Below are 14,817 nucleotides of genomic sequence, written 5' to 3' on the forward strand. Positions count from 1 at the left end.
CAAGCGAGGCCAGGCTTTGCGTGAGGTAACTCACGTGGGGACCTCAACTGTTCCAACCGCCCGGTGCGGACCCGCATGCCGGGTGGTGTGGGAGGGGGCGGGCCGTGAGGCCTGCCCCTATCCCGATTTCCGCCGCCGCTTTTCCGCCCACTTCCCTGTCCGTTCCGCGCTGCGTTAGCCGTTCGGCTAGCTGGCGCTAGGCCACCTCGTCACGTTGAAATGGTGACTTCGTTCGAGCTTTCGCCAACGCCGCGGCTTCGACGCGGCCGCAATTCGACGGGCGGAAGCTTGTTTGCCCGTTGGTTTGTGTAGTCGTGTGTATAATGGAGGGTATGATGTATGAACAGTGCCGAGGTCGTCAAATTGATTCAAGCGAATGGCTGGCAGCTCGTCCGCATAGCGGGCAGTCACCATCATTTCAGGCACGCGGGAAAACGGGGGCTCGTGACCGTCCCGCATCCGAAAAAAGATTTGCCGGCCGGCACCCTGAACAGCATTCTGAAACAGGCGGGGCTCAAATGAAGCATCTGATCTTTCCGATCGCCATCGAACCCGGAGACAACACGCACGCGTTCGGCGTCGTGGTGCCCGATATTCCAGGCTGCTACTCCGCGGGCGACACGCTCGAACAAGCGTATGTGAACGCGAAACAGGCAATCGAATCGCATCTCGAAACCTTGCTCGACGAAGGGCTGCCGCTGCCCGAGCCTCTCACGCTAGGCGAGCATCGGCGCAATCCCGAGTTCGCGGGGTTCACATGGGGTTTCGTGACGACGCGCAATATTCCGGCGTTGAAGAAGGCGGTTCGCATCAACATCTCGCTGCCCGAGGTGCTGGTGCAGGAGATCGACGCGTATGCGCAGGCGCGCGGTATGTCGCGCTCGGCGTTTCTCGCGCTCGCCGCCGAGCATGAGATGGCGAACGCCTGAGCAACGGCAGGCGGCACAGGCGCGCATCGGCATCGGCGCACCGCCGCATCTGAAGGCGGCGCTTGAAAAACGGCGTGCGGCGCCGCGGTGGCGTCAGTTCGCTTCGGCGTTCGCCCAGGCCATTTCGCGCAGTCGGGCGCGCAGGCGTGCCACGGCCTGGCTATGCAACTGGCACACGCGCGATTCGCTGACTTCCATCACCGCGCCGATCTCGCGCAGATTCATGCCGCGCTCGTAGTAGAGCGACATCAGCAGCTTCTCGCGCTCCGGCAAGCGGTCGATCGCTTCGATGAGCGCCGAGCGCAGGCTGTCGTCGAGCAGCGCCGAGAGCGGATCGGAATGATCGACGCAGTAGCGGTCCAGAAAAGGTTCGTCGTCGGCGGAGCGGTCGAAGTCTTCGTAGTAGATCAGCTGGCTGCCATGCAGGTCCTGCAGCATCGACTGATATTCGTCGAGCGGCATTTGCAGGTGCTCGGCGACCTCCGCCTCGCTCGCCGAGCGGCCGAGGTTCTGCTCCACCTTGTGCACCGCGGATTCCACTTCGCGCGACGTGCGGCGCAGGCTGCGCGGCAGCCAGTCGTTGCTGCGCAACTCGTCGAGCATCGCGCCGCGAATCCGCTGGCTGGCATAGGTCTCGAACTGCGCGCCCTGGTCTTCCTTGTAGCGGCCGGCGGCATCCAGCAAACCGATCATGCCGGCCTGGATCAGGTCGTCGAGATCGACGCTCGCCGGCATTTTCGCGACAAGCTGCAAGCCGAGTCGACGCACGAGCGGTGCGTACTTCGTCAAAACTTCGGCCTGAGAAATCTTTCCCTGAGCGTTGTACATCGTGCTCCCCTTGTCCTTCGTGCACGCCTTTCAAGCGTGATGCGCGGACGGTTGGTCGGCGTGGTGCGCCGCTGTAACTGTCGCAGGCGCCCGCCAGGGCGTTTGCGACGACATCGCTGGCCGCATCGGCCAGTACTGCAATTCGGCGGCGAGATGGCGGAAGTCGCGCGCGGCCGGTGTCGACGGAAACGCGTCGACCACGCAGCGCGACAGCTCGAGTGCCCGGGCGATGCGCACGTCGGCCGCAATGCAGCCGGCGTTTTCCAACGCGACGGTCAGGTAACGGCCGGCCACGCCGGCGAGATTCGCGAACGCGGCTTGCGCGTCGTCGGCGCTTTGGACGTGATTCGCGAGCACGCGCAACTGCGCGATCGCGTGCGCGTAATGCAAACGCTTGATGCACGCATAGGCCTCGGTGATCGCCTCGCCCGACATGCGCGCGACGATCATCACGTCATGTGCCTGCTTGGCGAGCGGCGACAGATGCCCTTCGTCGTCGAGTTGCGCGTCGATCAGCACGATATCGGCCGAGCCTCCGAGCAGCACACCGAGTTCGGCCTCCGTATGCCCCTCGCGGTTGTTGCGCGAGGCGGACAGCACCGAAAAACCGAGCGCGTGACGCGCGGCGGCGAAATCGACCGGGCTCTCGCCGCGCATCACCGCCGCGAAGTTGCCCGCGCCGCGCAAGCCGCCAAGCATCGCGCTCACCGATTTCTCACCGACGCATTCGTCGATCACCAGCACGTCCTTGCCCTGCTGTGCGAGCGCCGCGGCGAGGTTGACCGCCACGGTCGTATTACCGACGCCCGACGACGCACCCGCCAACGCGATCACGCGCGCGCCGCCGCGCCCGAGCAGCCGCCGCAACCCTTCGGCTTGATCCGAAACGAACTTATCCAAAGCGAACCTCGTGCAGCTCGGCCGTCGAACGCGCGGACAGCGAGGACAGCAAAGCGGGGATGTCGTCGTCGTGCGGCACGAACGGCGAGCTGTCGCGCGGAATGCAGAAGGTGCTCTTGATCAGGAATTTCTTCGTCGCGACGTAAAGGTTCTCCGGCACCTTCTGTCCGGTCGATACGTAATGCACCGGCAGCTTGTAGCGGATCACCGTATCGAGCACGCCGCCGAGGTTGGTCGCTTCGTCGAGCTTGGTCAGAATGCAGCCGGCGAGCGGCTGCTGGTCCGGCGCGCGCTGATACGCCTGCACGACTTCGTTCAACGTGTCGCCGTGGCTCGTCGCGTTGAGCAGCAACAGACGCTGCACCGGCTGGCCGGCGCGGCTTAGCATCGCGATCTGGTCGGACACGAGCCGGTCGCGCTGGCTCATACCGATCGTGTCGATCAGCACGATGTGCTTGTTGCGCAACTCCGAGAGCGCGAGCTGCAGATCGGCGCTGTCCTTCACCGCATGCACCGAAACGCCGAGAATCTTGCCGAAGATGCGCAGCTGTTCATGACCGCCGATGCGGTAGCTGTCGGTCGTCAGCAGCGCCACCTTGCTCGCGCCGAAGCGCATCACGCAGCGCGCTGCGAGCTTCGCGGTGGTCGTCGTCTTGCCGACGCCGGTCGGCCCCATCAGCGCGAATACGCCGCCGCGCTCCATCAGCGCGTCTTCGTCCTCCATCACCGGCAGGTTCGACTCGAGCACCGAGCGCACCCAGTCCATGCCGCCGTCCATCGTGTCGACCTCTTCGGGCAGGTTGTCGACCAGCATCTGCACGAGCTGCGCGGAAAAGCCGGCGGCGAACAGGTGCTTGGTGAGCGCTGCGCGTGCGGGACTGCGCCGCTGTCGATCGCCCCACAGCAGACCCGCGAAGTGCTCTTCCATCATGTCGCGCATCGACGACAGCTCGTTCATCACGGTGTCCTTGACGACCTGCTCCATGCGCCCCTTGATCGCTTCGGCGACGGCGGACGGCGTGCGGCTTTCGTCAGTAGGTGACGGCACGGGCGCGATCTTCTGAGCGGCGCGGCGCGCAGCGGCTTCGGCGGCTTCGCGCGCCCAGTCGGGCGTGTCGATCACCGGCGGCACGGCGGCCGGCCGCGCGTCGACTGCGCTGCCGAGGCCTTTGGCGGTCGCGACGGCGGGCGTCATCGCGGCGGGACGCGCGCTGTATTGGCCGCTCTGTTGCTGCTGCTCGGCCGCGAGGCGGCGCGCGTGATCGATGAGCCACGGATTCGACTCGGCCATCGTGCGCGGCGCGGCGGCTTCGTTCGATGCGATAGCCGGCGGTACCGGCACGCCGGCAGCTTTCAGCACATCCGCGCGGATGTCTTTCGACAGGCGCGCGGCCGCGGCGCGGGCGCTCGCGCCGGAAGGCGCGGCGGCAGCGGCGGGCGTGGCCGGTGCGTTGAACGATGTGGCCGCGCTGGACGCCGACTGGCTCACGGCGGGCGCGGGGCCTGTCGCGATGGCCGCGGACGCGCCGCTCGCGCCCGGCATCGCCGGGCCGATTGGCGAATTGCCGGGCAACGCGGCGGCCGACGCTGCTTGATTCGCGGACATGCTGAGCGCCTGGCTGAGCGCCGAATTGAGCGCCGAATTGAGCGCCGTCCTGTTCACCGAGCCGGCCATGAAATCCGCAGCCGCATTCGCCGGCTCGATCGCCGGCGTCGCTTCACCACCCGCTTCCGGGCTCGCGCCGAACACCGACGAAAACACGTCCGGCATTGCGCTCGCGTACGGATTCGTCGGCGCCGCGAACAAGCCGCGCGGGGCCAGCGTCGATGCCGCACCTGAGCCCGTGCCGAGCGCCGCGGCCTGCGCGCCTTCGCGCGCTTTCGGCGTGATCGCGGCGAGGTCGCTATCGGCGAGCGCGACGATTTCGACGCTGCCGTCGTCCATCGTGCGATTCGACAGCACGACCGCATCGGGGCCAAGTGCTTCGCGAACGAGACGCAACGCATCGCGACTGGTAGCACCGACAAATTTACGAATGTTCAAGCTGGACCCCCGATGAGGTATACGGACTGACGGACCGGCAATACACCGTTTCCCATTGCGATCAATTATTGCGAAAGGCGTCGGGCGACGATCGATGGATAAAGACCGTTAAAGGTGGGTAATTCGCGCGATGGACACACGGCAGACGCATCGTTCGACGAGCCTGGGGGAGCCGTGCAAACGCAAACCGGCGCCCCATTGGAGCGCCGGTTCGTTGTATCGACAGCCGCGGGCGAGCGACCTTCGTCAGCCGTGCGCGCCGATCAGATTGACCACCTTGACGTTGCGCGTATCGGGCACTTCCGCATACGAGAGCACCTTCAGCTGCGGCAGGCTGCGGCGCAGGAAGCGCGCGAGCATCGGCCGCAGTGCGTGCTGCACCAGCAGCACCGGAGCGAGGCCAAGGTTCTGCTGACGCGTCATCGCTTTCTGCGTTTCGGTGAGCAGCGTGTTCGCGAGGCCCGGTTCGAGGCCCGGGTTCGGTCCGGTCGATAGCGCCTGCGACAGCACCCGTTCGAGGTTCGCGTCGAGGCCCATCACCTGCATGTCGGCGGTCCCGGGGAACCACTGCTGCGTGATCGCGCGGCCCAGCGCGAGCCGCACCGCGGCGGTGAGGTCGTGCGGGTCGGTGAGCTTGGTCGCGTGTTCGGCGAGCGCTTCGAGGATCGTGCGCATGTCGCGAATCGGCACGCCTTCTTCGAGCAGGTTCTGCAGCACCTTTTGCAGCGTGGTGAGCGGCAGCATCTTCGGCACCAGATCGTCGACGAGCGACGCCGTGTCCTTCTGCATCCGCTCGACCAGCGACTGCACCTCGCGGCGGCCGAGCAGCTCCGACGCGTGCGTGACGACGAGGTGATTCAGGTGCGTCGCGACCACCGTGCTCGAATCGACGACCGTGTAGCCGTATACCTGCGCCTGTTCGCGCAGATTCGTGTCGATCCAGATGGCGGGCAGGCCGAACGCCGGGTCCTGGGTCGGCGTGCCCGGCAGCGCGGCCGATACCTGGCCCGGGTTGATCGCGAGCCATTGGCCCGGATACGCCTCGCCCGAGCCGACCTCGACGCCCTTCAACGCGATCCGATAGCCGTTCGGCCGCAATTCGAGGTTGTCGCGGATATGAATGACCGGCGGCAAGAAGCCGATTTCCTGCGCGAACTTCTTGCGGATGCTCTTGATCCGCTTGAGCAGTTCGCCGTCCGAGTTCTTGTCGACGAGCGGAATCAGCCGGTAGCCGACTTCGAGGCCGAGCGTGTCGATCATCGTCACGTCGTCCCAGCTCGCCTCGGCGTTTTCGACCGGCGCCAGCGCGGCCGGCGCGACGTCGACGAGCGCCGGTGCGTTCTTGCGCTCCTCGGTGCGCTTCTTCATCGTGCGGCCGAGCTGGATCAGGCCGCCGCCGAGAATCAGGAACGCGAAGTGCGGCATGCCCGGGATCAGGCCCATCAGCACGAGAATGCAGCCGGTGATCATCAGCACGCGCGGGTTCGTGAACAGCTGGCCGGTCAGCTGCGTACCGATGTCCTCGTTGGTCGCGACGCGCGAGACGATCACGCCGGCCGCCGTCGAAATCACCAGCGACGGAATCTGCGCGACGAGGCCGTCGCCGATCGTCAGCAGCGTGTAGTTCTTGCCCGCCGCGGCAAAACTCATGTCGTGCTGGACCATCCCGACGATCAGCCCGCCGATGATGTTGATCACCATGATCAGGAGGCCGGCGACCGCATCGCCTCGCACGAACTTGCTCGCACCGTCCATCGAGCCGTAGAACTCGGCTTCCTGAGAGATCTCCTTGCGCCGCGTGCGAGCCTGCTCTTCGTTGATGAGGCCGGCGTTCAGATCGGCGTCGATCGCCATCTGCTTGCCGGGCATCGCGTCGAGCGTGAAGCGCGCGGACACTTCGGCGATCCGCCCCGCGCCCTTCGTGATCACCATGAAGTTGATCACCATCAGGATCACGAACACGACGATACCAACCGCGAAGTTGCCGCCCACGAGGAAGTGGCCGAACGACTCGATCACCTGACCGGCCGCATCGGGACCGGTATGGCCTTCGAGCAGCACGACCCGCGTCGAGGCGACGTTCAGCGACAGCCGCAGCAGCGTCGAGAACAGCAGCACGCTCGGGAACGCGGCGAAGTCGAGCGGCTTCATCGTGTACATGCTGACGAGCAGCACCATCACCGACAGCGCGATGTTGAACGTGAACAGCAGATCCAGCAGGAACGGCGGCAACGGCAGAATCATCATGCCGAGGATCATGCAGATCAGCACCGGCCCGGCGAGGGCGCGCAGGTTGGTGCTGCTCAGCGCATCCGGGCGTCGGGCGAGGAAACCGGCGCGAGCGTTCATGCGGAGGCTCCGTTGTTGTCGTCGCTAGTGGCGTCGTTGGCGTTGTCGTCGGCCGGGTTCAGCGTGTTGGCGGCTTCCTCGGCGGCGTCCTCGTCCGATACGCCGCCCTTGTCCAGTTCGGGCGGCACGTCGAGTTCGGTCGGCGCGACCGGCAGGTCGCCGCCTTCGGCCTTGAAGCGGCGCAGCTGATAGACCCACGCGAGCACTTCCGCGACCGCGCCATAGAGCGGCCCCGGAATCTCACGATTCAGATCGACGTTGTGATAGAGCGCACGCGCGAGCGGCGGCGCTTCGAGCAGCGGCACGTTGTTTTCGGTGGCGATCTCGCGAATCCGCGCCGCCACGAGGTTCACGCCCTTCGCGACCACCTTCGGCGCGCGCATCTCGCCGTCCGTGTACTGCAGCGCGACCGCGAAGTGGGTCGGGTTGGTCACGACCACGTCGGCCTTCGGCACTTGCGCCATCATGCGGCGCCGCGCGATCGCGCGCTGCTGCTGGCGAATCTTGCCCTTGATGTGCGGATCGCCTTCGCTCTCGCGATGCTCACGCTTCACTTCTTCCTTCGTCATGCGCAGCTTCTTGTGGAACGACCACAGCTGGTACGGCACGTCGAGCGCGGCCACCGCAAACATGCCGGCCACCGTCATGCCGCAGCACACCGCGATCAGATGCACGGAGTTGGCGAGCGCGAGATTGAGCGGCTGCGTCGCGAGCGCGAGGAATTGCTCGTGGCGATTCCAGATCGCCGTGCCGCCGATCAACCCCACCACCAGCGTCTTCGCGAGCGACATGCCGAGCTGGATCGGTCCGTTGATCGAAAACATGCGGCCGAGGCCCTCGATCGGGTTCAGCCGGTTGAACTTGGGCTCGAACCCTTTCGCGGACAGTTGCCAGCCGCCCAGCGCCATCGGTGCGAGCAGCGCGGCAAGTCCGGTGACGCCGAGTATCGGCACGAGCGCGTAGAGTCCTTCGCGACCCGCTGAGCCCGCGCCGATCAGCATGCGGCTGGTGTCGAACGCGCTCGCGTGGTTGAAGGTGAGCGACGCACGCAGCATGTTCTGCAAATGCTCGCCGATGCTGCCCGACATGCCCCATACGCCGTAGAACCCGGCTGCGAGCAGCGCGAAGGTCGACAGCTCCCGCGAACGCACGATCTGCCCCTCCTCGCGCGCCTTCTGCAGGCGCCGAGGGGTGGCGGATTCGGTTTTTTCGAGGTCGCTGTCCTCTGCCACAAAGCTCTCCAGTCGGCCGAGGCACGGCGCCTCTTTCCAGTGACAGCGATTATTCCTGCTCGACGCAAGCGCCGATCGGCGGATAAGGGCGGAGAAACGGGGGTATTTCGACGGATGAGCGGACGGCTCGCGCGTCTGTCACGCGCGCCGTCCGGCATTGAATCGACGTGCGGCTTCAGTAGCCGACGAAGGGGGAGGGACCGCCGCTCGCGGTCTGATCGAGGTGGTAGTACACGTAGCGGCCGAAGAAGAACGGCAGACCGAGGTCGAAGCTGGCATTGCCGCCGATCTGGCCGGCGAGCGTGTTGAACGCGTAGTTGCCGCCGTTGGCGAACAGCGTCTGCGCGTTCACGATGCCGATGCTCGCGACCGCCGATACGTTGTTCGACCCGACCAGCGTGACCGTGCGGGTCTGCGCCGACGACGGGCAATAGAAGCCCGCGAACTGGCTGCCGCACAGCGTGAGCGTGCTATCGCCGAAGAAATAGGCGTTCGAGCCGGAATCGAGGAACGCCTGGACGGTCGTGCCGTTGAAGGTGCTGTTGTTGAGGTCGCCGTATGGGTCGGTCGTGAACACCTGCGCAGCGGCAAGCGGGTTGTTCCCCTGCGTGCCGATGCCGAACACCAGCGTGCCGGTCGCCGACGCCTGCCCGGTGTTCGACACCGGTGCCATCTGTACGATCACGCCGTTGTTGTCGAGCGGGAAGTTCGCGACCGGATTGGCGATCTGTTGCGGAATCGGCACCGCGGTGCGCGTGCACGACGTGCCGTTCGGACAGGCGAAGTAGTTGCTGTAGGTCGCCGCGGTCGTCGTGTTCGCGCAGGTTGCGCCGCAATCGGTCGGCGCGGTGCCGATGCCGAGGATGCCGTTCGCGCCCAGATCGGCGGCCGTGTTTTCGGCCGGGCCGCTGCCGCAGCCGCTTGGTACCGTGCTCGCGGCCTTGTCGCCGATGATCTGCAGCGGGATGCTGCCGGTCGTCGTTTCGCCGCCGAGCGTCACGATCGCGGTACGCACCGAGCCCCACGTGTAACCGTCCGCGAAGGTCGCGCACTCGGCGAGCTGCGCGCCGTTGCTGCCGATCGTACTGACCGGCAGCGCGCCGAGCAGCGTCGAATTGAGCACTGAACTGACCACGCGCAGGCCGAACGAGCCGGTGTCGACCTGGATATTGTCGATGGTCTGACAGTTGCTGGTCGAGCCTGGCGCGCAGATCCTCACGCTGACGGTCGGGATGTTGATGACACCGGCCACGCCCCGGCCGACCGTGATCGGCACCGTGTTCGACGCGTTCGCGGAGATCGGCTGCTGGGTCGGGCTGGCCGGCAGCGAACCGCCGTTCAGTCCGTTCGAGGTGTTGCCGCCATTGTTGGAACTGGAGTTGTTGTCGCTACCGCCGCCTCCGCCTCCGCCGCAGGCGACGAGCGTCGCCGTGAGCAGCACGGCAAGCGCGGCCTGCATCCAGCTTTTGATGTTCGCGGTCGTGAGCATGGTTCGCATCGTGGTCCTCGCCGTTACTGGATGTCGGAACCGCTGACGCCGGCCGGCAGCGCGGAGGGCAGCCACGCGACGCCGCTGAACGCGCCCATGTGGCCGCCCGAACGCACCACCAGCCCGCTCTCGTCGACGGCGACCGGCCCCCGCGCGTTGCCGCGCGCGGCCCGCACGGCCTTCACGCCGGCCACGTACTGAGGGAAATAACTGCCGAGCAGATCACTGAGATCGGGCATTTGCGGACCATGCCACGAAATGCCGAATACCGCGCCACTCGTGCTCAGGTATTCGCGCACCACGGTGCCGTTGCCGAACGTGGTCTCGCGTACCGTGTAGGAAGCGGGTGTGGAAGATGTGGAAGACGCCGCGCTCGATTCAGAACGCATGACACTTTGCGATGTGCCGCTGGCGGGCTGCACCACGCGGGAGGACACCGACGCGTCGGACGGGGGGGTAAGCGGCGCGCTGCCCAGCGCCGCATGGGCGGATTGCGCGGCCGTCAGGGCCAGTAACGAACATGGCAATACGAGCGCCGTGACTCCGGCGCGACCAATACGACTCCACATGAGAAGCTCCTCCCGAGCCGCGGCACGCTTCGCCGACTGCGCGAAGCGGCCGCCTATAGGCAGATGATACGGCACCGCCGCGGCCGCAACGCTGAGGGATGGCCTCACCGGCGACTGCCCGGCGTTGCGCGGGCCGGGTGCCGTACCGCTTTGACCTCGTAGTATGCCTGCGGATTCTTTCAGCCGGCGCAAGGCGCGCCCACGCGCGCGACTTACCGACTATTACTAGCAGCAAAACGTACGGAAGATGGGTAGCCGGTACTCATTGAATGCGTGTTTGGCGCAAATCGCGGAGAAACCACCAGCCCGGCGCGCTTGCCGGGCCGAGTCACTTGCTCAGAAACCGAGGCTCGCGAGCAGATCGTCGACCTGCGATTGATCCTGCACCACATCCGTCTTGCCTTCCGGATTGATCTGCGGACCGTTGAGCAGATGCTCCGGGCTGCCCGTCGACGACACCTCCGCCTTGAGAGCTGCGGCGTTCGCCGCGAACTGCTCGCGCCGCTCGAGCGCGATGTTCTCGACCAGCACGCCGAGCAGTTGCTGCTCGATCAGATAGACGACGTCGGTGATCTTCTTGATCACCTGGCCGGTCAGATCCTGGAAGTCCTGCGCGAGCATGATCTCCATCAGCTGCGAGTTGGTCGCGCCGGTCGCGTCGGGCACGCCGCGCAGGAAGATGCGCGTGTCGTTCATCAGCGCGCGCACTTCCTCGCGCTCGATCGGCGCCGCGTACCACTGCTCCCAGCGCGCGTCGAGCGTGCCCGCGTCTTTCTGCAACTGCTCCTGGATCGGCTTCGCGATGTCGATCGCCGACAGCACGCGCTCGGCGGCCTGCTCGGTCATGTCGGCGATGTACTTCAGACGATCGCGCGCATCGGGCACGGCTTCGGCCGCGCGCTCGACGTGCTTGTCGAGCCCGAGTTCGCGCATCGAATCGCGCAGCGTGCGCGTCAGTTGTCCGATGCGGGCAAGGATGCGGTCCGACGCGAAGTCGCCGCTGTCGTTGTCCGCTTCGGCGCCAGGCGTTTGGGTCGGCGGCGTCACATCAGCTCCCGGCTTTCGCCATCTTCTCGAGGATCTTGTTGAGCTTCTCGTCGAGCGTCGCGGCCGTGAACGGCTTGACGACGTAACCGCTCGCGCCGGCCTGCGCCGCCGCGATGATGTTTTCCTTCTTCGACTCGGCCGTCACCATCAACACCGGCAGGTGCGCGAGGCTCGCGTCGGCGCGGATTTCCTTCAGCATCGCGAGACCGTCGAGGTTCGGCATGTTCCAGTCGGAGATCACGAACTCGTAGCTGCCGCTGCGCAGACGCGCGAGACCGGCCGCGCCGTCTTCCGCCTCGTCGACGTTCGAGTAGCCCAGTTCCTTCAGCAGGTTGCGGACGATCCGGCGCATCGTCGGAAAATCGTCAACCACCAGAATCTTCATTCCCTTGTCCATTTCTTTCCCTTTGCTTGATCCATGTTGCGGCGCTCGGCCGCGTCATTCCATCCGGCACGCATCATACCCGCTGAACGCGGTCACCCATCGACGACAAACGCGCCATCACGCGCCGGCTCATGTCCGGCAGCGCGGCGATTTCGTCGGCCGCGCCGAGCGCGATCGCCTCGCGCGGCATGCCGAACACGATGCAACTCGCCTCGTCCTGCGCCAGCGTGTAGGCACCGGCCTTTTTCATCTCCAGCAGCCCGGCCGCGCCGTCGCGCCCCATGCCGGTCAGGATCACGCCAACGGCGTTCTTGCCCGCATGCTGCGCGGCCGAACGGAACAGCACATCGACCGACGGACGATGCCGGTTCACCGGCGGGTCGTCGGACAGATGCGCAATATAGTTCGCACCGCTCCTCGCGAGCAACAGATGCGCATGGCCGGGCGCGATGTACGCGTGCCCCGGCAGCACACGCTCGCCGTGCTCTGCTTCTTTAACGGTAATCCGGCACAAACCATTGAGGCGTTGCGCGAAAGATTTCGTAAAGCCCGGCGGCATGTGCTGCGCGATCAGCACCGCGGGCGCGTCGGGCGGCAGCGGCACCAGCACTTCGCGGATCGCTTCGGTGCCGCCCGTCGAGGCGCCGACGATAACCAGCTTCTCGGTACTCAGCAGCGGGTTGTTGAAGAGCGGCGCGGCGCCGGCCGGCGCCTGCGCGGCCTGGGTGGCCGCATGCTGCGCGGGCGCTGCCTGGCGCACGCGCGCGCGGGCTGCTGCGCGAACCTTGTCGGCGAGCTTTTCCGCGTAGTCGAGCATGCCGTCGCGAATGCCGACCTTCGGCTTGGTCACGAAATCGACCGCGCCGAGTTCGAGCGCGCGCAGCGTGATTTCGTTGCCGCGCTCGGTCAGCGACGACACCATCACGACCGGCATCGGCCGCAGACGCATCAGCTTCTCGAGAAAGTCGAGGCCGTCCATGCGCGGCATTTCGACGTCGAGCGTCAACACGTCCGGGTTGTGCTGCTTGATGAGTTCGCGCGCGACGAGCGGATCGGGTGCCGTCGCGACCACCGTCATGTCCGGCTGGCTATTGATGATTTCGGTCATCAGGCTGCGGATCAGCGCCGAATCGTCGACGCACAATACCTTGATCTTTTGCACAGCGCTCACGCCTCCTCTGTGGTTCTGGCGTTGTTGGAATGAGTCGGGCGCGGGCTCGCGCCGAACAGTTCGATTCTCGGCCGCGCGGCGGCGGCGGCCGGCTTCGCGAACAGCTCGACCCGCTTGCGCGCGGCGGCGAGCCGCTCCGCGCGTGCTTCGGCGCTTTGCCGCACGAGCGCCTGCTCGCGCTCGGCGACGCCCGCTTCCTGTTGCAAGCGCAATTTCTTCACCATCACCTGACCGGTGCGCGGCATGAACGCGACCTTGCGCGGGTGCGAGCCCTGCAGGTCCTCGGCGACGATGCGGATCTTTTCGGTGGCCAGATAGCGGCGCACGAACTCGGAGTTGCGATCGCCGATGTTCATCGTGGTCATGCCCGCGAGCACCGCGCCGCCGCCGAACACCTTGGCCTCGAAGCGCTCGCGCCGCCCGCCCGCCTTGATCAGTTCGTTGATCAGCACTTCCATCGCGTACGCGCCGTAGCGCATCGAGTCCGACGCGGCCTGCGCGACGTCGGCGCCGTCGTCGGGCAGCATGAAGTGATTCATGCCGCCGATGCCCGCGGTGCGGTCCTGGATGCAGGCCGCGACGCACGAGCCGAGCACGGTCACGAGCACCATGTCTTCGCTCGTCGTATAGAACTCGTTGGGCAACAGCTTCACGCCGGGGCGCTGGAAGTGGTTGTCGTAGTACAGGTTCGAAGCGATCGGCAGCGTGCTGCTCATGCGGCCACCCCGCTCGATTGATGCGCGTCATGCGCGTTGGCGCGCGACGGCGCGCGCGCGCCGCCCGCGTCACGCGTCAGTTCGTAGACGGTCTGGCCGCGCAGCCGGAACGCTTGCGTCACGTACGTGAAGTTTTCCGAATGGCCGGCGAACAACAGGCCGCCCGGTTTCATCAGCGGCTCGAAGCGCGACAGCACCTGCGCCTGCGTCGGCTTGTCGAAATAGATCATCACGTTGCGGCAGAAGATCGCGTCGAACTGCGTGCGCAACTGGTAATCGCGATTGGTCAGGTTCAGTTGCTCGAAGCGCACGAGCGCGCGCACGTCGGGACGCACCTTGACCATCCCCGCATGCGCGCCCGTGCCCTTCAGGAAGAAGCGCTTCAACCGCTCGGGCGACAGGTGCTTGACCTGGTCGAACTGGTAGACGCCGGCCTCGGCCTTCGCGAGCACCTGGGTGTCGATGTCGGTCGCGAGCACCGACGCCTGGCGCGCGCCGCTGTCACCGAGCGCCTCGATCAGCGTCATCGCGATCGAGTACGGCTCCTCGCCCGTCGATGCCGCCGAGCACCACACGGACACCGGTTGCGCACGGCGCGGCACGAACTCGGCGAGGATCGGAAAGTGATGGGCTTCGCGGAAAAACGCCGTGAGGTTGGTGGTCAGGGCATTGGTGAACGCTTCCCACTCGGCCGGATCGTTTTCCGCTTCGAGCAGATCGAGATACTGCCGGAACGTATCGATGCCGCGCGCCCGCAAGCGGCGCGCGAGGCGGCTATACGCCATGTCGCGCTTGTGGTCCGACAGCGAGATGCCCGCCCCGCGATGAATCAGCTCGCGGATGCGGGCGAAATCCGCCGCCGTAAATTCGAAATCGCGGCCCGTCTCGACGGACCTGGCCGGCTCTGTGCGGTCAGGTGCTGCCCGCGCGGGGCGTTGTGTTGCGCGCGTTGCCATCATGAAAATTCCTGTCTGCGATATGAGCCATCACGCTCGCCGCCCAGCCGGACTGCCTGGGAGGTAGGAATTGTCGTCGCGGGGTCGCGCCCTCCCGCGAGTACCATCGACATATGGCCGGCTCGCGACACGCGTGCTGCGCGTGCTTCGATGCTTCGCCCATCCGCGGGCGCGATGCCGGTTGACCACATGTCACTCTGCC

The 14,817-nt window shown here is 66.1% G+C and carries 14 protein-coding genes; 2 read left to right on the top strand and 12 right to left on the bottom strand.

All coding sequences use genetic code 11. The annotated features are described in order from the left end of the window. Positions 1 to 339 precede the first annotated feature (339 nt). Both F6X37_RS30400 and F6X37_RS30405 read left to right on the top strand, forming a co-directional pair. Entirely contained in the window at positions 340 to 522 is a 183-nt protein-coding gene (locus F6X37_RS30400) for a type II toxin-antitoxin system HicA family toxin (protein ID WP_013090886.1), read from the top strand. Beyond that, on the top strand, positions 519 to 929 hold the full coding sequence (locus F6X37_RS30405) for a type II toxin-antitoxin system HicB family antitoxin (protein ID WP_187613875.1): 411 nt from the start codon (positions 519 to 521) through the stop codon (positions 927 to 929). Before F6X37_RS30400 ends, F6X37_RS30405 begins: the two co-directional genes overlap by 4 nt. 93 nt (positions 930 to 1,022) lie before the next feature. On the opposite strand, the gene F6X37_RS30410 is transcribed toward F6X37_RS30405, so the two are convergent. The 12 genes from F6X37_RS30410 to F6X37_RS30465 all read right to left on the bottom strand — a co-directional run bounded on the left by F6X37_RS30410 (position 1,023) and on the right by F6X37_RS30465 (position 14,618). After that, positions 1,023 to 1,757 carry an RNA polymerase sigma factor FliA gene (locus F6X37_RS30410; protein WP_090802497.1) on the bottom strand — a complete coding sequence of 245 codons (735 nt, stop codon included), beginning with the start codon at positions 1,755 to 1,757 and terminating at the stop codon, positions 1,023 to 1,025. A 30-nt stretch (positions 1,758 to 1,787) separates the two neighbouring features. Further along, complete coding sequence (locus F6X37_RS30415) at positions 1,788 to 2,657, bottom strand: MinD/ParA family protein (protein ID WP_187613876.1); 870 nt, start codon at positions 2,655 to 2,657, stop codon at positions 1,788 to 1,790. After that, positions 2,650 to 4,701, bottom strand: coding sequence for a flagellar biosynthesis protein FlhF (gene flhF / locus F6X37_RS30420; RefSeq protein WP_187613877.1), 2,052 nt, complete (start codon positions 4,699 to 4,701; stop codon positions 2,650 to 2,652). The genes F6X37_RS30415 and flhF overlap by 8 nt, the downstream gene beginning before the upstream one ends. 246 nt (positions 4,702 to 4,947) lie before the next feature. Further along, complete coding sequence (gene flhA, locus F6X37_RS30425) at positions 4,948 to 7,050, bottom strand: flagellar biosynthesis protein FlhA (RefSeq protein WP_184065964.1); 2,103 nt, start codon at positions 7,048 to 7,050, stop codon at positions 4,948 to 4,950. Next, positions 7,047 to 8,282, bottom strand: a complete 1,236-nt coding sequence (flhB, locus tag F6X37_RS30430; protein ID WP_187613878.1) for a flagellar biosynthesis protein FlhB — start codon at positions 8,280 to 8,282, stop codon at positions 7,047 to 7,049. The genes flhA and flhB overlap by 4 nt, the downstream gene beginning before the upstream one ends. A gap of 175 nt (positions 8,283 to 8,457) precedes the next feature. Then, entirely contained in the window at positions 8,458 to 9,780 is a 1,323-nt protein-coding gene (locus tag F6X37_RS30435) for a DUF3443 domain-containing protein (RefSeq protein WP_187613879.1), read from the bottom strand. A gap of 14 nt (positions 9,781 to 9,794) precedes the next feature. Then, positions 9,795 to 10,340 carry a DUF2844 domain-containing protein gene (locus F6X37_RS30440; protein ID WP_184065972.1) on the bottom strand — a complete coding sequence of 182 codons (546 nt, stop codon included), beginning with the start codon at positions 10,338 to 10,340 and terminating at the stop codon, positions 9,795 to 9,797. Between the two features lie 336 nt (positions 10,341 to 10,676). After that, a complete protein-coding gene (cheZ, locus tag F6X37_RS30445; RefSeq protein ID WP_187613880.1) occupies positions 10,677 to 11,387 on the bottom strand; it encodes a protein phosphatase CheZ in 711 nt (236 codons plus the stop codon). 1 nt (position 11,388) lies between these two features. Continuing rightward, complete coding sequence (gene cheY / locus F6X37_RS30450) at positions 11,389 to 11,784, bottom strand: chemotaxis response regulator CheY (RefSeq protein WP_018418782.1); 396 nt, start codon at positions 11,782 to 11,784, stop codon at positions 11,389 to 11,391. A gap of 61 nt (positions 11,785 to 11,845) precedes the next feature. After that, complete coding sequence (locus F6X37_RS30455) at positions 11,846 to 12,934, bottom strand: chemotaxis response regulator protein-glutamate methylesterase (protein ID WP_187613900.1); 1,089 nt, start codon at positions 12,932 to 12,934, stop codon at positions 11,846 to 11,848. Positions 12,935 to 12,939: 5 nt separating this feature from the next. After that, the gene (cheD, locus tag F6X37_RS30460; protein ID WP_018418784.1) at positions 12,940 to 13,659 is read right to left on the bottom strand and encodes a chemoreceptor glutamine deamidase CheD; all 720 of its coding nucleotides are present in this window, start codon (positions 13,657 to 13,659) and stop codon (positions 12,940 to 12,942) included. Further along, complete coding sequence (locus tag F6X37_RS30465; RefSeq protein WP_187613881.1) at positions 13,656 to 14,618, bottom strand: CheR family methyltransferase; 963 nt, start codon at positions 14,616 to 14,618, stop codon at positions 13,656 to 13,658. The genes cheD and F6X37_RS30465 overlap by 4 nt, the downstream gene beginning before the upstream one ends. Between the last annotated feature and the right edge of the window lie 199 nt (positions 14,619 to 14,817).

It is taken from the genome of Paraburkholderia sp. 31.1, from assembly GCF_014397645.1.
In the GTDB taxonomy this organism is placed as follows: domain Bacteria; phylum Pseudomonadota; class Gammaproteobacteria; order Burkholderiales; family Burkholderiaceae; genus Paraburkholderia; species Paraburkholderia tuberum.

What these genes read in the sequence shown, in the direction of transcription:
- F6X37_RS30400 (WP_013090886.1), top strand. Translation starts at nt 340, where the DNA reads ATGAACAGTGCCGAGGTCGTCAAATTGATTCAAGCGAATGGCTGGCAG.
- F6X37_RS30405 (WP_187613875.1), top strand. Translation starts at nt 519, where the DNA reads ATGAAGCATCTGATCTTTCCGATCGCCATCGAACCCGGAGACAACACG.
- F6X37_RS30410 (WP_090802497.1), bottom strand. Translation starts at nt 1,757, where the DNA reads ATGTACAACGCTCAGGGAAAGATTTCTCAGGCCGAAGTTTTGACGAAG.
- flhA (WP_184065964.1), bottom strand. Translation starts at nt 7,050, where the DNA reads ATGAACGCTCGCGCCGGTTTCCTCGCCCGACGCCCGGATGCGCTGAGC.
- F6X37_RS30435 (WP_187613879.1), bottom strand. Translation starts at nt 9,780, where the DNA reads ATGCGAACCATGCTCACGACCGCGAACATCAAAAGCTGGATGCAGGCC.
- F6X37_RS30440 (WP_184065972.1), bottom strand. Translation starts at nt 10,340, where the DNA reads ATGTGGAGTCGTATTGGTCGCGCCGGAGTCACGGCGCTCGTATTGCCA.
- cheY (WP_018418782.1), bottom strand. Translation starts at nt 11,784, where the DNA reads ATGGACAAGGGAATGAAGATTCTGGTGGTTGACGATTTTCCGACGATG.
- cheD (WP_018418784.1), bottom strand. Translation starts at nt 13,659, where the DNA reads ATGAGCAGCACGCTGCCGATCGCTTCGAACCTGTACTACGACAACCAC.
- F6X37_RS30465 (WP_187613881.1), bottom strand. Translation starts at nt 14,618, where the DNA reads ATGATGGCAACGCGCGCAACACAACGCCCCGCGCGGGCAGCACCTGAC.